Origin of the sequence: Cytobacillus kochii (assembly GCF_044790165.1) — a bacterium.
GTDB lineage: Bacteria > Bacillota > Bacilli > Bacillales > Cytobacillaceae > Cytobacillus > Cytobacillus kochii.
This window is the reverse complement of the sequence record NZ_CP085254.1, coordinates 3,024,861-3,043,283: the sequence shown is the minus strand read 5'-3', so window position 1 is coordinate 3,043,283 and position 18,423 is coordinate 3,024,861. Positions and strand designations below refer to the sequence as shown.

The window sequence follows — 18,423 nt, the reverse complement described above, 5'->3', positions numbered from 1 at the left end:
TTGTACTTTATATGTGAATCATTGAAAAGTTTTAAGAGTGTTTGCTGGTGATAAAGTTTAAGGGTCGTTTTCCCATATTCATATTCACTTAACATAGAGCTTGATGTAATAATATTGTATTTAAAGTACAGACACCTAATCATTTTTGCTAAATATACTACAGTGTTATAAATAAAATATTAGGAGTAATGTCTATGTTTTATCATATAAAAGAATTACAATATCATGCAAAACCAGAAAGACCTGACCCAGTCTTCGCTCGACAACTGCAAGAAGTAATTGGAGGGCAGTTTGGAGAAATATCAGTTGCGCTACAATATCTCTTTCAAGGTTGGAACGTTAGAGGCAATGGGAAATATAAAGATTTATTAATGGATACTGGTGCTGAGGAGTTAGCACATATAGAGATGTTAGCAACAATGGTTGCTCGCTTATTAGATGGAGCACCAGTAGGAGACTTAGAAGCAGCTGCTAAAGATCCTATTATTGGGGCTATTCTAGGAGGAATGAATCCTCAGCATGCCATTGTCTCGGGATTAGGTGCAATGCCAGCTGATAGTAACGGAAAACGGTGGTCAGCAGATTATATTATTGCTAGCGGTAATTTACTTGCTGATTTTAGAGCTAATTTAAATGCAGAATCACAAGGAAGGTTACAAGTTGCACGTTTATATGCTGCGACAAATGATAAAGGTGTGAAAGATATGCTTTCTTGGCTTCTTGCTAGAGATACGATGCATCAAAATCAATGGATTGCTGCTATTAAAGAATTGGAAGAAAAAGAAAATGTCGTTGTACCAAGTACTTTTCCGAGAGAACTTGAAAAACAAGAAGTATCTTATACCTTATTTAATTTTTCAGAAGGGAATGAAAGTGCAGAAGGAAGATGGGCACATGGACCGAGTATGGATAAGCTGGGTACTTTTAACTATGTGGAAAACCCTGTCCCTTTTGCAAAAAAACCGAAATTAAAACCTGCACCAGATTATATATTTAATACTCCACCGTCAGTAATGAAGGGTAGAGATGATCAAATACCACCTAGTTTATATTAAACTTTTTGCGCGCCAAAGGTTTCCAGGAAAAGAAAGACGCCTTTAGGAAGAGATTGAAACAATAAATAACTCCTAAGGGAATAGAAAAGGGTCTTTATCTTCATATTTTTGGGAGGTAAAGACCTTTTCCCTTTTTATATCTTATTTTTTCATTATTAGAATGTGATTATTGTATAATAATAAGAAATATCATGTTAGCTAGTGTGATATTCTTTCGTATTGTGGTTGGTGTGTTATCATCAATTATTTTCTGGGCTTTGGTTATAAGAGAAAGTATTGTTATCAGGGCAATAAAAAAAACGAAAATTCACTAAAGTAGATAAACGAGAACGATACGTACTTGATGCTCTAGCATGATGAACATACGAGGAGTAATAAGATGAAATTTAGAATAGGCTATAGAACAGTGAAAACGGCAGTCGGAGCAACTCTTGCTATTATGATTGCGCAAATGCTTGGTTTGGAGAATTATGTCTCCGCCGGTATTTTAACGATTTTATGTGTGAAGGTGACAAAAAAAGATTCCTTGCGTGCTTCATGGGATCGGATATTCGCGTGTTTCATTGCTATATTTGTTGCGTCTCTACTCTTTGAAATACTTGCCTATCATCCATTAGTTATTGGTATCGTCTTACTTGTGTTTATTCCATTAGCGGTAATGTTCAAAGCTAGCGATGGAATTGTTACAAGTTCCGTTATTATTCTACATATTTATTCAGCTGAACAAGTGACAGTGGGACTGATTTTAAATGAGGTAGGAATTATTATCATTGGGGTTGGCATTGCATTATTAGCCAATTTATACATGCCTAGCCTTGACGTGAAATTAAAGGAATATCAAGTAGAAATTGAACAAAATTTCAAACTGATTTTTGATGAAATTGTCATCTATTTAAGAACAAACGAAAGCACTTGGGATGGTAAGGAAATCACGGAGACGTATCAATTAATTGAAGAAGCAAAAGCATTAGCATTCAGAGAAGTGGAAAATCATGTATTAAGGAACGAGAGTCTCTATTATAGTTATTTCAAAATGAGAGAGAAACAATTTGAAATCATTGAGCATGTTTTGCCAGTTGTGACGGCGATTGATGAAAATGTTGAGCAAGCAGAGATGATAGCTGATTTTATTGAGGATTTATCCGAACATATCCATCCAGGAAACACGGCCAGTCTCTTCATCGATAAGTTACAACAAATGCGGGCCCAATTTGCTGAAATGCCATTACCACAAACAAGAGAAGAATTTGAAGCACGCGCGGATTTACTTTATTTTATTAAAGAAATGGAAGAATATCTCTTTATCAAAAGTCAATTTGCGGGGTTAAAAGGAAGCAAGAGCTTGTATCAAAATACGGCCACTGGAGAACAATAAAGGGAAAAAAGGATGTGATTCTATTGCTAAATGTGATGAGTCATCTTTTTCTAGTGTTAATGATTTCTCCACTTTGGCCCATTGGCCCAAACCCGTTACCGGGAGATCCTTTCGTGATTGTAAATAAGCGCACAAATGAGCTAACTTTTATTGATAATAGGGAGGTTCAACAGGTTGTTCATGTGGCTACAGGAAAGACTGATAGCTTAACGCCAGAGGGGATGTTTACGATTATAGTAAAAGCGGAAAATCCTTATTATCGAAAAAAAGATATCCCAGGTGGAAAGAAAAATAACCCGTTAGGCACACGCTGGATAGGTTTTGATGCGAAAGAGACAGATGGAAGAATTTATGGCATTCACGGCACCAATGACCCAGAGACGATTGGTCACTATGTCTCTAATGGCTGTATTCGCCTGAAGAATGACCATGTTGAAGCTTTATTTGAGAGAATTCCTATTGGAACGAAAATATTAATTGTTTCAACTGATGAAACCACAGAACAATTAGCGAAAAAATATGGCGCATTATAAAAGGACGGCTCAACATTCGGAATTTCCGAGTGCTGAGCCGTCCTTTTTCTTGTTAAGCTTCAAGTAGTTCCATGCTTTTTTAATTTTATATTAGAAGAACATCGTTAGACCCATTAGAAGTGTCGATGCAAGCATAACGAAAATCATCAAATAGACTATGATCTTCATTGTTTTTTTCGGCAATTTCTTTCACCCTCTCCTTGAGTGGTATTCCTCTTTATTTTACTAGGATTTTCTCATTTGAACAACATAGAGTTTTTTTCTTGTATATTCGACATATTCGTGGAAAATTATTATAATTATATATAGTTAGAAAATAATGATATTTTTAAATAGATAGAATAGGGGGGGTTTCGTTGATCAAAAAAATTGATCATATTGGTATCGCTGTTCGATCATTAGCGCAATCATTACCTTTTTATACGGAAACATTGCAATTACCTTTGTTAGGAATTGAAGAAGTGAAGAGTGAAGGCATTAAAGTAGCTTTTATTCAAATTGGGGAGATGAAGCTTGAGTTATTAGAGCCGCAAACAGATGAAAGCGCTGTAGCGAAGTTTATCGCTAAAAGGGGAGAAGGTCTTCATCATGTGGCATTAGGCGTCCATTCTATTCAAGAGAGAATCGAAGAAATGAAAACAAAAGGCATTCAAATGATTCAAGATCAGCCAAAAATGGGTGCAGGTGGAGCGAGTGTAGCCTTCATGCATCCTAAATCAACTGGCAGTGTTTTATATGAATTATGTGAAAAGAAGGGAATGACAAGCTAATGGCAGACATCTATGAAAAAATTAACGAACTTTATGATCGTAGAAGAGAAGTAGAGCTTGGTGGCGGAGACGAAAGAATTGAAAAACAGCATGAAAAAGGAAAACTAACAGCAAGAGAAAGAATTGCTTTATTAGTCGATGCTGGCACATTTGTGGAATTAAACCCGTTCATTGAACACCGTAGCAATGATTTTGGTTTAGATAAACAAAAAGGGCCTGGTGATGGGGTTATTACTGGTTATGGAAAAGTGAACGGGCGTCCGATCTTTCTTTTCTCACAGGACTTTACCGTTTTTGGTGGTGCACTAGGGGAAATGCATGCAAAAAAAATTGCGAATGTTATGGACTTAGCCGCAGAGAACGGAGCTCCGTTTATTGGCTTAAATGATTCCGGTGGTGCACGTATTCAAGAAGGTGTCGTTTCTTTAGATGGATACGGACAGATTTTTTATAGAAATTCAATTTATTCAGGTGTTATCCCGCAAATATCTGTTATTCTAGGTCCGTGTGCAGGTGGGGCTGTTTATTCGCCAGCTATTACCGACTTTGTTTTTATGGTCGAGAATACGAGCCAAATGTTCATTACAGGGCCAAAAGTGATTGAGACCGTTACTGGAGAAAAAATTACGGCAGAAGATTTAGGTGGAGCAAATGTACATAATACGATTAGTGGCAATGCCCACTTTAAAGGAAAGACAGAGGAAGAGGTTATTGCGCAAGTTCGGGATTTATTAAGTTATCTCCCGCAAAACAATGAAGAGCGCGCACCAAGAAAAGCAGATGAATCAACAGATGACTATCGACCAGATTTAACGGATATTATTCCATTTGATGCAATTAGACCTTATGATGTTCGCAAGGTAATTGATCAAGTGGTGGATGCTGATTCTTTCTTAGAGGTGCAACCTGATTTTGCCAAGAATACTGTTGTTGGCTTAGCGAGGATAAAGGGCGAATCAATTGGACTTGTTTGTAATCAACCTAAAGTGATGGCTGGCGGGTTAGATATTGATTCATCTGACAAAGCAGCTCGCTTTATTCGTTTCTGTGACTCATTCAATATCCCATTAGTGACTTTTGAGGACGTTACTGGGTTCTTTCCTGGGATTAAGCAAGAACATGGGGGAATTATTCGTCATGGCGCAAAAATTCTTTATGCCTATTCAGAAGCGACGGTACCTAAGTTAACCGTCATACTGCGAAAAGCATATGGAGGGGCTTATGTAGCGTTGAATAGTAAATCTATAGGGGCAGACTTGGTTTTTGCTTGGCCAAACGCTGAGGTGGCTGTCATGGGCCCTCAAGGGGCAGCTAACATTATTTTTGCTAAGGAGATTGCCACGAGTGAAAATCCTGAACAAACGAGAGCGCAAAAAATAGAAGAGTATCGTGAAAAATTTGCCAACCCATATGTCGCAGCCAGTCGTGGTATGGTAGATGATGTCATTGATCCAAGAGAAACAAGAATAAAAATTATCCAGGCATTAGATATGTTAAAAAATAAAAAGGAAACACGCCCGTTTAAAAAGCACGGGAATATGCCTTTATAGAAAGATAGAAGTCAAATTTTCTATAAAACATTCTTTATTTGCTGATAAGTTTCGTTAGGAGTATACTAATTAGTGTTGAAGAGAACTGTTTAAAAGCATAATAAGGCTCGTGAAATTTGGAGGTTATTGACGGATGATTAATGAAGAAAGACTGTTAAATGAGTTTTTAGAACTTGTGCAAATTGATTCTGAAACAAAGGATGAAGCACAGATTGCAAAAGTATTGAAAAAGAAATTCCGTGACATTGGAGTAGAAGTATTTGAAGATGATACGACTGCAGTGACGGGGCATGGAGCGGGCAACTTAATTTGTACACTTCAAGGAAATAAAGAAGGCGTTGACCCTATTTATTTCACATCTCATATGGATACAGTTGTACCTGGTATCGGGGTCAAACCTTCAATTCAGGATGGTTATGTAGTAACAGATGGCACAACGATTTTAGGTGCTGATGATAAGACTGGGTTAGCGGTAATGCTTGAAATCGTCAAAGTACTTAAAGAGCAAAATATTGTTCACGGTACAATCCAATTTATTATTACTGTTGGTGAAGAATCTGGACTAGTTGGTGCAAAAGCATTAGACTCTTCTCTCATTCAAGCAAAATTCGGCTACGCTCTTGATAGCGATGGAAAAGTAGGTAATATTATTGTTGCTGCGCCGACACAAGCGAAAGTGAGAGCAACGATGATTGGCAAAACGGCACATGCTGGAGTAGCACCAGAAAAAGGTATTTCTGCAATCACGATGGCATCAAAAGCGATTTCTAGAATGCCTTTAGGTAGAATTGATGAAGAAACAACAGCCAATATCGGTCGCTTTGAAGGCGGAAAACAAACGAATATCGTATGTGATCATGTCGACGTTCTTGCGGAAGCACGCTCTCTCATTGCTGAAAAAATGGAAGCGCAAGTTGAGAAAATGAAAGCAGCATTTGAAAGTGCAGCAGAAGAAATGGGTGGCAGAGCAGAAGTTAATATTGAAGTGATGTACCCAGGATTCAAATTTGCAGACGGTGACCATGTTGTCGAAGTTGCCAAAAAGGCAGCGGAAAAAGTAGGGCGTAAACCGGAATTATTGCATAGCGGTGGTGGCAGTGATGCCAACATTATTGCTGGATTTGATATTCCTACAGTAAACTTGGCAGTTGGTTATGAAGAAATTCACACAACGAACGAAAGAATGTCAATCGAAGAGCTCAATAAGTTAGCTGAAATGGTAATAGCAATTATCGAGGAAGTAGCAGCTTAAATCCTCATGATAGAGCATAGCTACAGCTCAAGTAAGGCCAACCTTGAAAGCCGCAGAGCACACTTTTATTTGTGCTAGCGGCTTTCTTTTTTGTGGATGAAAAATTATTCTGAGAGGGGTTTTGGTGAACATCAATGAGAAGAAAAGTAGCAGAATGAGTTGGACGGATAACTTTCATACACAGCAAATCTTTGCTGATGATTAGAAAGATATATGAGCAAATGGGGTGTGCTCGTTCAATTCAAAAAGAAGAAAGATTGGAGTACATCATGTTAACTGGCAAAAGCCAAAGGATAAGTTAGAGGGATGCACGAGTCACGTTTTTGTACAAAAATCACTAGAAAATAGATGAAATTGAGGTTATTTATTCCCGTAGTACATATTTGTACTTTCTTAAATAACCCAAAATTGTACATCGTTAGAATTAACATGGACATAAATGAATATCCTCATAGAATTCAGTGAAAATGTTGGGAGGAGCCTGATAGAGTCCTATCAAAGATATAATTCTCCATTAGGAAAATAGTCCTTACTCTTCTCTCTTCTTTTTTACTTAATATATGATATATTTTTACTATGAACAAAAGAAGGAGTGAATCTTTTGGATAAATATATTGTGTTTCGATGTAGGCAGGAAGAGTATGCGATTACTATTGATCAGGTCATTGCTATAGAACGGGCAGAAGGTTTTACATCTGTCCCACAACTCCCGCATTATGTAAAAGGTATGATACGTTCTCGGGGCCACCTTGTCCCGGTTCTTGATATTGAAATGATATTTTATAATCGAGCGATTGAAGAAAGTAAAGATAGAAGAATCATCATCATTCAAGGAGAAGAATTTGAATACGGCTTACTTGTTGCGGAAACGAAGGAGATTATTGATATAGCGGAAGGTCTTATTGAAAAGCCAGGACTTCTTTTACATATTCGTCTAGACTACTTAAAAGGAATTGCTAATTTTAAAAATAGATTAATTTCTATCATTGACAGCCATCGCTTCGTGAGCTCATTGGATGGTAATGTTTCCATTGCAGAATATATAACAGAAGCTAAGGAAGCAGAGGCAGCTTTATAATCTATTTGCTATAATTGGAGGATACAAACCTAAAGGATGTGCTTTAAGTGAATTCAATGTATCCTAAAGCCGGCCGAGTGATTTTACATGTTGATATGAATAGTTTTTATGCATCTGTAGAAATGGCCTATGATCCGACATTAAAGGGGAAGCCTATTGCTATTGCTGGAAATCCTGAGGAGCGTAGAGGGATTATTGTTACTTGCAGCTATGAAGCAAGGAGATTTGGCGTAAAAACAACGATGCCATTGTGGGAAGCGAAAAGGTTATGTCCGCAGTTAATTATTTTACGCCCTAATTTTGAAAGGTATCGTGCAGCGTCAATTGGTATGTTTGAAGTGCTTAATCATTATTCAGATCTTGTAGAGCCTGTCTCTATTGATGAAGGATATATGGATATTACTGCTAGCGACCAGTTTGGCACCCCTATTGAAGTGGCTTCAATTATTCAGAACCGTATAAAAGAGCAGTTAGATTTACCTTGTAGTATTGGCATTGCACCAAATAAATTTTTAGCCAAAATGGCCTCTGATATGAAGAAGCCTCTTGGCATTACAATATTAAGAAAACGGGATGTTCCTAGTAAATTGTGGCCTCTTCCTGTAAAAGAAATGCATGGTGTTGGTCAGAAGACAAGTGAGAAGCTTGAAAGTATGCGTATTTATACGATTGGTGATTTAGCGAAGGCAGACACGTTCATGATAAAATCTACATTAGGCATAAATGGTGAGCGTTTAAAAGATAGAGCAAATGGCATAGATTCACGTCCGGTTGATCCAGAAGCTGCCGAGGAATTTAAAAGTATAGGTAACTCAACGACACTCCCGCGGGATATGAGTAAGCAGAAAGAACTTTTTGAAGTGTTGAATCACCTCGCTTTTAAAGTGTCTACGAGGCTAAAACGAAAAAAAGTCTATGCTACTGGTATAAGCGTGATGATCCGTTATAAAAACCGCCATACGATTACGAGAAGCAAAAAAATCGGTTTTGCTATTCAGTCAGTGGAAGAAATCTATAATCAGGCTCAGCCTCTCTTTATGAAACACTGGAGTGGTGATGCTGTGCGGTTGCTTGGCATAACTGGTACGGACCTTGTCGAAAAAGGACAAGCTGTGAAACAATTAGATTTATTTCACTATGAAGAAGACGCCAAAAAAGAGCCTCTTTACCAAACCATTGAAAGTTTGAGGAAAAAGTATGGCCCATCGATTGTTGATCATGCAGCGTCTCTTGAGGCTATACAAAAGAAAAAAGCCAATATCGGTACATCAACCAGCTTTAATAAAGATTTTTTACAGCGATTAAAAAAAGAGAAAGAATAAGCGAAAATATGTACACCACAAACGATCTTGTTGTGGTGTTTTTTAAATCTTAAAAGTTGAATCTAAAAACAAAAGCATAGCATAAGGTTTTTTTCCCCTTACGCCATGCTTTATATTGTGCATACATATTAACGATAGTCGCCGCTTTCTACCGGCCACCAGTGGAAGCCGTCTTTTTCTAATAACTCGTCAGCCGCTTTTGGACCCATTGTTCCAGCTTCGTAGTTTGGAAATTGCTCTGCTTGTTGGTTTTCCCAAATTTGTGAGATCTTATCGACGAAGCTCCAAGATAAAGCCACTTCATCCCAATGAGCAAAGTTTGTTGCGTCTCCGCGCATACAGTCATAAAGGAGTCGCTCATAAGCTTCAGGTGTGTTCATGTGATCGACACTATTGTTGGAGAAGTTGAGCTTTACTGGTGTGGCATTCATTGTGTCACCAGATTTTTGTGCGTTTAAGTAAAGACTAATTCCTTCATCTGGTTGGATATGAATGACGAGTAAATTAGGGTTTAACGTCTTTTCATGCTGATAGTATAAATTCATTGGAATATCCTTGAATTGAACGACTATTTTTGTTGATTTCGTTGCCATCTTTTTTCCTGTACGGATGTAAATAGGAACGCCGGCCCAACGGAAATTGTCAATTATCAGTTTTCCGGCAACGAAAGTCTCGGTATTGGAGTCAGCTTTGACCATCGGTTCTTGACGATAACCGTTAATTGGCTCATTATCTTTTTTGCTTGGTCCATATTGGCCACGAACAAAATTCTCCTTTACAGCCTCTCCTTCAAGTGATTTCAAAGCACGGAACACTTTTACTTTTTCAGAACGGATTTCCTCGTCTGTCAGTTTAATTGGTGGCTCCATTGCAAGTAAGGCAACCATTTGCAGCATATGGTTTTGCACCATATCCCTAAGAGCACCGCTATTCTCATAATATCTCCCACGTTCTTCGACACCTAATACTTCACTTGATGTCACTTGGATATTAGATATGTAGCGATTATTCCATAGTGGTTCAAATATGGCGTTGGCGAAGCGAATGACCTCTATATTTTGGACCATTTCTTTTCCTAAATAATGATCTATTCGATAAACTTCTTCCTCAGCAAACGCTTGACGAAGGCGATTGTTCAATTCTATTGCAGAAGGGAGATCATGACCAAATGGTTTTTCAATTACTAAACGTTTAAAACCGTCAACTTCTGTTAGCCCATCTGATTTTAAATGATCGGCAATTGTCCCAAAGAATTCTGGTGCCATCGCTAAATAGAAAATGCGATTACCTTCTAATTGATAATGTGTATCTAAGTCATTTGCTAGTGTTTTTAACGCTAAATAAGAACTAGAATCTGTGACATCATGGGAATGATAATAAAAGTGTGTGATAAACTCATTAAGGTCATCATGATGTCCTTCAGCTTCTTCAATAGATTGTCGCACACTTTCTTGAAAAGCACCGTTCGTTAGTTCTCGTCTAGCAACGCCAATAATACAATAGCGTTCAGATAGTTTTCCTCTTTTAAACAATCGGTAAAGTGATGGAAATAGTTTACGTTTCGCTAAGTCACCTGTTGCACCGAATATCATAATCAATGCAGTTGGATTTTCAGAATTATTCACAATGATATTCCTTTCTATGTAAAAAAGTTCTATTTTTTTAGGTTCATCTCAACGATGAAATATATACCCACTCAAGTATAAAATTTTATCGCTTAAAGTGAAAAACAGCAACCTTTTTTGAAAGGAAATAACTGTAGCGCTTTAGCTTTATCGTGTTTTTCTGTATGATGATAATAATGAATGAGGAGAAAGGAAGAAAAGGCAGTGAAAGTTTTTTTCTTAGGAACAGGTGCGGGTGTCCCTGCGAAAGCAAGGAATGTTACAAGTATCGCTTTAAAGCTTTTAGATGAAAGAAGAGCCATATGGTTGTTCGATTGTGGAGAAGCCACACAACATCAAATTTTACATACAACAATCAAGCCAAGAAGAATAGAGAAAGTTTTTATTACTCATCTTCATGGCGATCATATATATGGTTTGCCGGGATTTTTAGCTAGTCGTTCACATCAAGGCGGCAAAGAAAAGCTAACAGTATATGGTCCAAAGGGAATAAAAGAATATATCGAAGTGTCTCTTTCGGTTAGTCAAACTTACTTGCAATATCCTCTTGAGATTATTGAAATAGACGAGGGGGTCGTTTGTTATGATGATCAATTCATAGTGACAGCAAAGAAACTTGACCATGGTATACCATCTTTCGGTTATCGTGTTGTAGAGAAAGATTTGCCGGGAACTTTAATGGCTGATCAATTGATAGAAGATGGTGTAAGGCCAGGCCCTATTTTTAAAAGAATTAAAGAAGGTGAGACAATTACTCTTGAGGATGGTCGCATAATTAATCCTAAAGATTATGTTGGACCACCACAAATGGGGAGAATCGTGACTATTTTAGGTGACACGCGTTTTTGTTCGGCGGCAATTGAATTAGCACGCAATGCAAATTTACTTGTTCATGAGGCAACCTTTGCGAATGGCGAGGAACAGCTCGCGCATGATTATTACCATTCCACAATTGCCCAAGCAGCTGCTGTAGCCCAACAAGCGGGCGTAGAACAATTATGTCTCACACATATTAGTTCACGCTATGAACGTAGTGAGTGGTCACAGCTAGAAGAGCAGGCAAAGGTAGATTTCCCTGCAGCAATCCTTGCTGAAGATTTTAAAGAAATAGATATCCCTAGGAAATAATTGCGTAGTTTATCAGTTTAAACAAATGCAACAGTAGAACCAACTCAGGACATAGGGAGAAATGTCTGTTTCATTTTATCTTAAAAATTTAAAAAAACAGTTATTGACTTATAGATAGTAATCGTACTATAATCACATTTATACTTTTAAAATTATATTTTATAAAGCAATGAAGAGAAACTAGTAAACCTTATTTCCCTAGTAAAGAGAGTCAGCGGTTGGTGTGAGCTGAACTATAAATAAGATGAATTTCATTCTTGGAGCTTTTTCTTTGCTGTCATGTTCGGCCGAAGACAGTAAGGACGGTCATCAATACCGTTATGAATTCGAGTGGAAAGTCGCAAGCTTTCAAAAAGGGTGGTACCGCGTGAGTCACACGTCCCTTTATGAGCTTTGCGGCTTTTTTGTTTATTTTCAATAAGGAATAGAGGATTTTTATAACAAAATTCACGTTGACAAATGTCTTAATTTCCAGGGGATGAAATAATGTGGAAGATATAGATAAAGGTTAAAAAAGGAGGAAAAAATCATGCAAAACGAACAATGGTCTTCTAAGCTTGGATTTATTCTTGCTTCTGCAGGTTCTGCAATTGGCTTAGGCGCGATATGGAAGCTACCCTATGTGACTGGGGAAAGTGGTGGTGGCGCTTTTATTTTATTATTCATTTTGTTCTCTTTATTTATTGGTTTTCCATTACTGCTGGCTGAGTTTGTTATCGGCCGTAGTACAGGAAAAGAAGCGATTTCTGCCTATAAAACGATCGCACCTAAAACAAAGTGGCATTGGGTTGGTTACTTAGGCGTATTTACTTCTTTCTTATTACTCTCTTTTTATAGTGTAATCGGTGGCTGGGTTATTCAATATTTATTTTATGGAGTAACAAGTGATAAAGGTGTAGGGATGTCGGGGTATGAGAGTCTGTTTAATGAAACTGTATCTAATCCGTATATTTCTTTAGGTGCACAGGCGTTATTCCTCATCATTACAATTTTCGTTGTTGCCAAGGGTGTACAGCAAGGGATTGAAAAGGTAAGTAAATTTATGATGCCAGCATTATTTATCTTGTTTATTATTATTATTATTCGTTCTGTTACATTAGAAGGCGCCTCAGAGGGAATAAAGTTCTTCTTGCAACCCAATTTCTCTTTATTAAACTCTGAAAGTTTATTATATGCCATGGGGCAATCATTCTTTTCTCTTAGTGTAGGGATTTCTGTAATGGTTACGTATAGTTCTTACTTATCAAAGAAAGAAAGTTTGTTACAACCGGCACTTTCTGTTGTCGCAATGAACTTATTCATTTCTATACTGGCTGGTTTGGCCATCTTTCCTGCCGTCTTTTCATTAGGGTTTGAGCCAACTGCTGGACCTGGGCTACTATTCATCGTCTTACCAGCTGTATTTGATCAAATTATTTTTGGAAAAGTTTTCTTGTTGTTATTCTTGGCTTTGTTCTTATTCGCGACACTGACTTCTGCCTTTTCAATGCTTGAAATCGCAGTAGCTTCCGTTACGAAAGGAGCGACAAAAAATAGGGGTAAAATCGCTTGGTTATTTGGTTTGGCGATATTCATCGTCGGAATTCCTTCTAATCTTTCTTATAGCTTACTATCTGACATAACTATTTTTGGTAAATCTATTTTTGATAGTGCTGATTTCTTAGTAAGTAATATTCTTTTACCTTTTGGTGCTTTGATGATTGCTCTATTCGTATCTTATCGAATGAAAAAAGACTTATTAAAAAGCGAAATTGTCATGAACTCTACGGCGCTGACAGGGATATTTAATGTTTGGTTCTTTTTGATGAGATATATCGTACCAATCATTATTATAATTGTGTTCATAGATTCTTCTGGTTTATTTGATCTATTCAAGTAACAGTTGAAAGACTGAGACAATATCAAGATGCTCCAGAGTAATAGAAATACGAGCAAATGGCGGTAATCCGGTTTGTTCGTATTTTTTTGTCCCAGTCCCTATCTATAATTAAGAAAGAATGCAAATAAAAAATGAATGTGCAGCAGTGTAATTCTTTTAATATCCATTCATTAGGTTAAACTTTCATGTTATTAGCAAAAATCTCACCAAGTTTTTTAGATTGTGCTGTCGCTGCTTTAATGCATTCTACAAATGCTTCTTGTACCGCATGTGCTTCGAGTACCTTTAATCCGGCCTCTGTTGTTCCTCCAGGGCTAGTGACCTCTTTTCGTAATTGGGCAGATTCTTTTGACGATTTCTCAAGCATTTCTGCAGCACCTATTAAGGTTTGGATAATAAACTTTTTTGCTACCTCTTTTTCGAGCCCTATTTCTACTGCACTTTTTTCCATCGCTTCAACTAGATAATATATATAGGCTGGACCACTTCCGGATAATCCTGTAACCGCATCTAAGTCTTCCTCTTTAACGATGGTCGTTAAACCAACTGTTTCAAACATCCCTTTAACCGTTTCTAATTGTAAATGGTTTACATTATGATTCATGGCTAATGCACTGGCAGATTTACCGATTGTTGCTGAAGTATTAGGCATGGCACGAACAATAGCTAGGTCTGTGTCTACCATTTCTTCAATAGAAGTAATGGATACCCCTGCTAAGACGGAGACGATTAACATATCTTTACGTAAATAAGCTCGAATACTTTGAATCGCTTCTCCGACATCCTTTGGTTTCATAGCTAAGCAGACGATATTGACATGAGAGAGGATGTCTTTTATGTCATAAGATATGTTGACACCATAAGATTGTTGTAATTCATAGAGCTTTTCTTGATTGCATTTGTTCGTTACCCATACATTGTTTCCACTTACTAATTTTTGTGTAATGATGCCAGATATTAGAGCTTCAGCCATTGAACCTGCGCCAATAAATGCGATTTTCATTTTTTTTCCTCCTTGATAATGTTGATAAGGTTCGTACTTGCAAACTCCGTCAAGGTCAATAAAAAAAAGCCCCTTCATCCTGTAAAGGACGAAAGGACGTGCTTCCGTGGTACCACCTTCATTTGTCATGTTCTTTGAGTTAGAACAGACAATCTCGACTCCGTTAACGCCGGCTACGGTTAGTTTTGCTAACACTCATAAGGTAGGTTCGATGGACTAGGGGACGGTGAAACCTTTCAGCCTAATTGAGTTTCACTCTCTTTTCGTCTTATGTTCATCTACTATTCTTATTCATCGCGTTAAATCATTAATTTATTGTGATTATGAGGGATAACAAGGGAAATTGTCAATAACATTTTTATTCGTTTTTAGAGATAATTTGTTAAAAGTTATGTGAAAATAATGACATTGTTGAGAAATAAAGCTAAGATTAAATATATATATGTTTAAAGATTAGATTGTTCTACACATATTTTATTTAAATATAATGATTGTTGGAGGGTATGAAAATGGCACAATGGATTAATGATATCGGTCGACTCGTGATTCCTACTCCTTTTCCTGTAGGTGATGTTAACCTTTATGTCATCAAAGGAGAGAAGCTAACCCTTATAGATGCTGGACCTAAAACAGAGGAAGCTTGGGAAGCGTTGCAGTCAGAACTAAATGAGTTAGGCTTAACACTGTCAGATATTGAGCAAGTGATTCTGACTCACCATCATCCAGATCACGTTGGTCTGCTGGATTATTTTCCGGCTGATATGCAAATTATTGGTCATCCTTTAAATGAGCGATGGCTCAATCGGACAGAGGCCTTCCTACAGCAAAATAATGATTTTTATCAGCATGTTCTCACTGAGTTTGGCTTGATTCAGTATTACGATAAAGTAATGACAAGACTACATACTGAGCTTGCCTATTTCTGTGATCGCTCATTAGCACAAGAGATTTGTGAGGGAGACGAACCTCCAGGGTTAAAGGGATGGCGTGTTATCGAAACGCCGGGTCATGCACAAAGTCATATTGGTTTATTGCGAGAAAGTGATGGAATTTATATTGGTGGTGACCATCTGCTGGCTCATATTTCTCCGAATCCGTTAATGGAGCCACCTTTACCTGGGCAATCTGAGCGCCCTAAATCATTATTGCAATATAATGAATCGCTTGATAAATTAAGCCGTTATCCGCTTGCACTTGTATTGCCAGGTCATGGAGAAGTCTTCACAAATGTAAATGAAATCATACCTCAACGAAAAAAAGCACAGCATGAACGTGCGATGAAGGTCAAGAAATGGCTCATGGAAGAATCAATGACGGTCTTTGATATATGCAAACGCCTTTTTCCGAAAGCTTACAAAATGCAATTACCTCTTACGGTATCTGAAACAATCGGTCAGCTCGACTATTTGCTTGCGATGGGGGAAGTAAATGAGTATAAGAAGGACGGTGTGTCTTTCTATAGTAGCCAAATGAGGTGATAAAATGGGAAAAGATTTACATGGAAAGAACATTATTATTACAGGTGCATCAGGTGGGATAGGTGAAAAGATGGCAAGGCTTTGTGCGGAAAGAGGAGCCAATCTTGCTTTAGTGGCTAGAAGGACAGATAAATTAGCTGCAATGAAAGAAGAGCTTGAGCAACGCTATGCTATTGATATTTATACATTTTCTTTAGATGTCTCTAATGTGGAAAAGGTAGAGGAAGTTTTCCCATTGATTCTCGAACGGTTTAAAGTAATCGATGTCCTTGTGAATAATGCGGGATACGGCATTTTCACTTATGCTCATGATGCAGATATGAAAGAAGTAAAAAGCATGTTCGATGTGAATGTACTGGGTTTAATTGCTTGCACACAGCAAGTATTGCCAAAAATGTTAGCGACCAAAAGCGGGCATATTATCAATATCGCTTCACAAGCTGGAAAAATTGCCACGCCGAAATCAAGTACCTATTCTGCAACCAAACATGCGGTATTAGGTTATTCTAATAGCCTACGGATGGAAGTTGCTTCTCAAGGTGTGTATATTACAACGGTGAATCCAGGCCCAATTGAGACGAATTTTTTTGATATTGCTGATAAAGAAGGCACATATGTGAAAAATGTTCAGCGATATATGTTAAAGCCGGAGTATGTTGCGCGAAAAGTTGTTGATGTGATGTTGACGCCAACAAGAGAGGTCAATCTCCCAAGGTGGATGAATTTAGGGAGTAAAGTATTTGCCATTGCTCCCAGATTATTTGAATGGGCTGGACGCGGTGTGTTTAATAAAAAATAATGTTTCAAGTTGAATGGTTTGCATCGGGCTGTTTTTATCTATATGGTGAAATCGTGAAGATATTTATAGAGAAAAGGTGATAGATATGAAAGCAAAATTTGAACCGTTATTTGAATCCTATACATTTCCTAACGGTGTGACAGTTAAAAATCGACTTGCACTCGCACCGATGACACATTATTCTTCTAATGATGATGGCTCTATTTCAGAAGAAGAATTAGTCTTTATTAAGGCCCGTGCAAAAGATTTAGGTACAGTTATTACTGCTTGTGCCAATGTAACACCAAATGGTAAAGCTTTTCCTGGTCAACCAGCTATTTACGATGACCAGTTTATTCCTGGTTTAAAAAAACTAGCTGAGACGGTTCAACAAGAAGGGGCAAAAGCGGTGATACAAATTCATCACGGCGGCATTTCATGTCCTTCTGAACTTGTTCCCGATGGTGATGTTGTATCTGCGTCAAATATCGATCGTGATAACCAAAAGGCTCGTGCCCTATCGACAGGGGAAATTGAAGAAATCATCGAAGCTTTTGGAGAAGCAACGAGAAGAGCAATTGAAGCAGGTTTTGATGGAGTAGAAATTCATGGTGCAAACGGGTATTTAGTACAGCAGTTTTATTCCCCTTATACGAATAACCGTACGGATGAATGGGGTGGATCTGTAGAAAATCGGATGAAGTTTCCATTGGCTGTTGCGGAAGCTTGCCAAAGAGCGATTGATAAGCATGCAAAGAGACCATTTATTTTCGGTTATCGCTTCTCACCTGAAGAGCCGTCGACACCTGGTTTAACAATGACTGAAACCTTTCAACTAGTGGATGCTTTATCAAATCTTCCATTCGATTATTTGCACATCTCTCTTATGCATGCACTATCTACTCCTCACCGCGGGGCGGATACAGAGCGCACAAGAATTGAGCTGGTGAATGAAGTAATTAACGGACGTGTTCCGTTAATGGCCGTTGGAAAAGTGAATTCACCTGATGACGCATTAGCTGTTAGAGAACGAAATATCCCGCTTATTGCTATAGGTAGAGAATTACTCATTTCACCAAGATGGGCTGCATATATTCAAGAAGATCGTCTTGAGAAAATAGAATATGCCCTGAATTTAAAAGAAAGAGATAAATATGACATTCCGAACGGATTATGGGAAGTGATCCTAGCTGCAGAAGGTTGGGTCCCATTTACTCGCTAGAAATCTTTAGAAAACATGAACATGAACAATTTGTTCATGTTTTTTTTTGTCTTATTTTGGTTACAAAAGCGGTTTGCTCATACATCAATAGTGAAACGGTCAAAGATAGCGGAAAAACAGTGATTTTTTTGACTATCCATTAAACATTCTCGTTAAATAACAGGCATGTCAAATAAAAGAGGAAAAGCTGGGACTTTTTTGATTATAGATTTAGGTAAAATATCATAATATGTCGAATATTTATACATAGGATAATGGAAGGAGCAGCCTTCTGCTGTACAAGAGTTTGTTTTTCCCCATAGTCCATCTCATCTAATGATAGAGCTATTCTTATTTAATCCCAGGTTTTGTCTAGACAGTAGAATATAAGAAATT

Annotated in this window: 16 protein-coding genes and 1 other annotated feature; of the genes, 13 read left to right on the top strand and 3 right to left on the bottom strand. The window is 37.7% G+C overall.

Annotation, left to right across the window (positions count from 1 at the left end):
* The first annotated feature begins 194 nt into the window (after positions 1–194).
* The 3 genes from LG276_RS15570 to LG276_RS15560 all read left to right on the top strand — a co-directional run bounded on the left by LG276_RS15570 (position 195) and on the right by LG276_RS15560 (position 2,963).
* Positions 195–1,055, top strand: coding sequence for a manganese catalase family protein (locus LG276_RS15570; protein ID WP_224936033.1), 861 nt, complete (start codon positions 195–197; stop codon positions 1,053–1,055).
* Positions 1,056–1,434: 379 nt separating this feature from the next.
* Positions 1,435–2,430 (top strand): aromatic acid exporter family protein, encoded by a 996-nt coding sequence (locus LG276_RS15565; RefSeq protein ID WP_224936034.1) that lies wholly within the window; start codon positions 1,435–1,437, stop codon positions 2,428–2,430.
* A gap of 35 nt (positions 2,431–2,465) precedes the next feature.
* Positions 2,466–2,963, top strand: coding sequence for a L,D-transpeptidase (locus tag LG276_RS15560; RefSeq protein ID WP_224936207.1), 498 nt, complete (start codon positions 2,466–2,468; stop codon positions 2,961–2,963).
* Between the two features lie 90 nt (positions 2,964–3,053).
* Here the strand turns inward: LG276_RS15560 and prli42 are convergent, their stop codons facing one another.
* On the bottom strand, positions 3,054–3,131 hold the full coding sequence (prli42, locus tag LG276_RS15555) for a stressosome-associated protein Prli42 (RefSeq protein WP_218971988.1): 78 nt from the start codon (positions 3,129–3,131) through the stop codon (positions 3,054–3,056).
* 188 nt (positions 3,132–3,319) lie between these two features.
* On the opposite strand from prli42, the gene mce reads away from it, so the two are divergent.
* From mce to LG276_RS15530, 5 genes are all read left to right on the top strand, one after another.
* Positions 3,320–3,733, top strand: coding sequence for a methylmalonyl-CoA epimerase (gene mce, locus LG276_RS15550; protein WP_224936035.1), 414 nt, complete (start codon positions 3,320–3,322; stop codon positions 3,731–3,733).
* Complete coding sequence (locus LG276_RS15545; RefSeq protein WP_404292281.1) at positions 3,733–5,283, top strand: acyl-CoA carboxylase subunit beta; 1,551 nt, start codon at positions 3,733–3,735, stop codon at positions 5,281–5,283. The genes mce and LG276_RS15545 overlap by 1 nt, the downstream gene beginning before the upstream one ends.
* Before the next feature lie 133 nt (positions 5,284–5,416).
* The gene (locus LG276_RS15540; RefSeq protein ID WP_224936037.1) at positions 5,417–6,535 is read left to right on the top strand and encodes a M20/M25/M40 family metallo-hydrolase; all 1,119 of its coding nucleotides are present in this window, start codon (positions 5,417–5,419) and stop codon (positions 6,533–6,535) included.
* A gap of 601 nt (positions 6,536–7,136) precedes the next feature.
* Positions 7,137–7,613 (top strand): chemotaxis protein CheW, encoded by a 477-nt coding sequence (locus LG276_RS15535; RefSeq protein WP_224936038.1) that lies wholly within the window; start codon positions 7,137–7,139, stop codon positions 7,611–7,613.
* A 47-nt stretch (positions 7,614–7,660) separates the two neighbouring features.
* Positions 7,661–8,935 (top strand): DNA polymerase IV, encoded by a 1,275-nt coding sequence (locus LG276_RS15530; protein WP_224936039.1) that lies wholly within the window; start codon positions 7,661–7,663, stop codon positions 8,933–8,935.
* A 128-nt stretch (positions 8,936–9,063) separates the two neighbouring features.
* Here the strand turns inward: LG276_RS15530 and zwf are convergent, their stop codons facing one another.
* Entirely contained in the window at positions 9,064–10,560 is a 1,497-nt protein-coding gene (zwf, locus tag LG276_RS15525; RefSeq protein ID WP_224936040.1) for a glucose-6-phosphate dehydrogenase, read from the bottom strand.
* A 204-nt stretch (positions 10,561–10,764) separates the two neighbouring features.
* Between zwf and rnz the strand changes: the two genes are divergently transcribed.
* Both rnz and LG276_RS15515 read left to right on the top strand, forming a co-directional pair.
* The gene (gene rnz, locus LG276_RS15520) at positions 10,765–11,688 is read left to right on the top strand and encodes a ribonuclease Z (RefSeq protein WP_224936041.1); all 924 of its coding nucleotides are present in this window, start codon (positions 10,765–10,767) and stop codon (positions 11,686–11,688) included.
* 160 nt (positions 11,689–11,848) lie between these two features.
* Positions 11,849–12,075, top strand: a binding site (T-box leader).
* A 139-nt stretch (positions 12,076–12,214) separates the two neighbouring features.
* Positions 12,215–13,567 carry a sodium-dependent transporter gene (locus tag LG276_RS15515; RefSeq protein WP_404294441.1) on the top strand — a complete coding sequence of 451 codons (1,353 nt, stop codon included), beginning with the start codon at positions 12,215–12,217 and terminating at the stop codon, positions 13,565–13,567.
* Between the two features lie 175 nt (positions 13,568–13,742).
* Here the strand turns inward: LG276_RS15515 and proC are convergent, their stop codons facing one another.
* Complete coding sequence (gene proC, locus LG276_RS15510) at positions 13,743–14,570, bottom strand: pyrroline-5-carboxylate reductase (RefSeq protein WP_224936042.1); 828 nt, start codon at positions 14,568–14,570, stop codon at positions 13,743–13,745.
* Positions 14,571–15,079: 509 nt separating this feature from the next.
* On the opposite strand from proC, the gene LG276_RS15505 reads away from it, so the two are divergent.
* The 3 genes from LG276_RS15505 to LG276_RS15495 all read left to right on the top strand — a co-directional run bounded on the left by LG276_RS15505 (position 15,080) and on the right by LG276_RS15495 (position 18,048).
* Complete coding sequence (locus LG276_RS15505) at positions 15,080–16,048, top strand: MBL fold metallo-hydrolase (RefSeq protein ID WP_224936043.1); 969 nt, start codon at positions 15,080–15,082, stop codon at positions 16,046–16,048.
* 4 nt (positions 16,049–16,052) lie between these two features.
* Positions 16,053–16,847 carry an SDR family oxidoreductase gene (locus LG276_RS15500; RefSeq protein ID WP_251161957.1) on the top strand — a complete coding sequence of 265 codons (795 nt, stop codon included), beginning with the start codon at positions 16,053–16,055 and terminating at the stop codon, positions 16,845–16,847.
* An 85-nt stretch (positions 16,848–16,932) separates the two neighbouring features.
* Entirely contained in the window at positions 16,933–18,048 is a 1,116-nt protein-coding gene (locus tag LG276_RS15495) for an NADH-dependent flavin oxidoreductase (protein ID WP_224936045.1), read from the top strand.
* Positions 18,049–18,423: the final 375 nt, after the last annotated feature.

Excerpts from the sequence above, each read along its gene's own strand:
- LG276_RS15570 (WP_224936033.1), top strand. The coding sequence starts at position 195 with ATGTTTTATCATATAAAAGAATTACAATATCATGCAAAACCAGAAAGA.
- LG276_RS15565 (WP_224936034.1), top strand. The coding sequence starts at position 1,435 with ATGAAATTTAGAATAGGCTATAGAACAGTGAAAACGGCAGTCGGAGCA.
- LG276_RS15560 (WP_224936207.1), top strand. The coding sequence starts at position 2,466 with ATGAGTCATCTTTTTCTAGTGTTAATGATTTCTCCACTTTGGCCCATT.
- prli42 (WP_218971988.1), bottom strand. The coding sequence starts at position 3,131 with ATGAAGATCATAGTCTATTTGATGATTTTCGTTATGCTTGCATCGACA.
- LG276_RS15545 (WP_404292281.1), top strand. The coding sequence starts at position 3,733 with ATGGCAGACATCTATGAAAAAATTAACGAACTTTATGATCGTAGAAGA.
- LG276_RS15540 (WP_224936037.1), top strand. The coding sequence starts at position 5,417 with ATGATTAATGAAGAAAGACTGTTAAATGAGTTTTTAGAACTTGTGCAA.
- proC (WP_224936042.1), bottom strand. The coding sequence starts at position 14,570 with ATGAAAATCGCATTTATTGGCGCAGGTTCAATGGCTGAAGCTCTAATA.
- LG276_RS15505 (WP_224936043.1), top strand. The coding sequence starts at position 15,080 with ATGGCACAATGGATTAATGATATCGGTCGACTCGTGATTCCTACTCCT.
- LG276_RS15500 (WP_251161957.1), top strand. The coding sequence starts at position 16,053 with ATGGGAAAAGATTTACATGGAAAGAACATTATTATTACAGGTGCATCA.
- LG276_RS15495 (WP_224936045.1), top strand. The coding sequence starts at position 16,933 with ATGAAAGCAAAATTTGAACCGTTATTTGAATCCTATACATTTCCTAAC.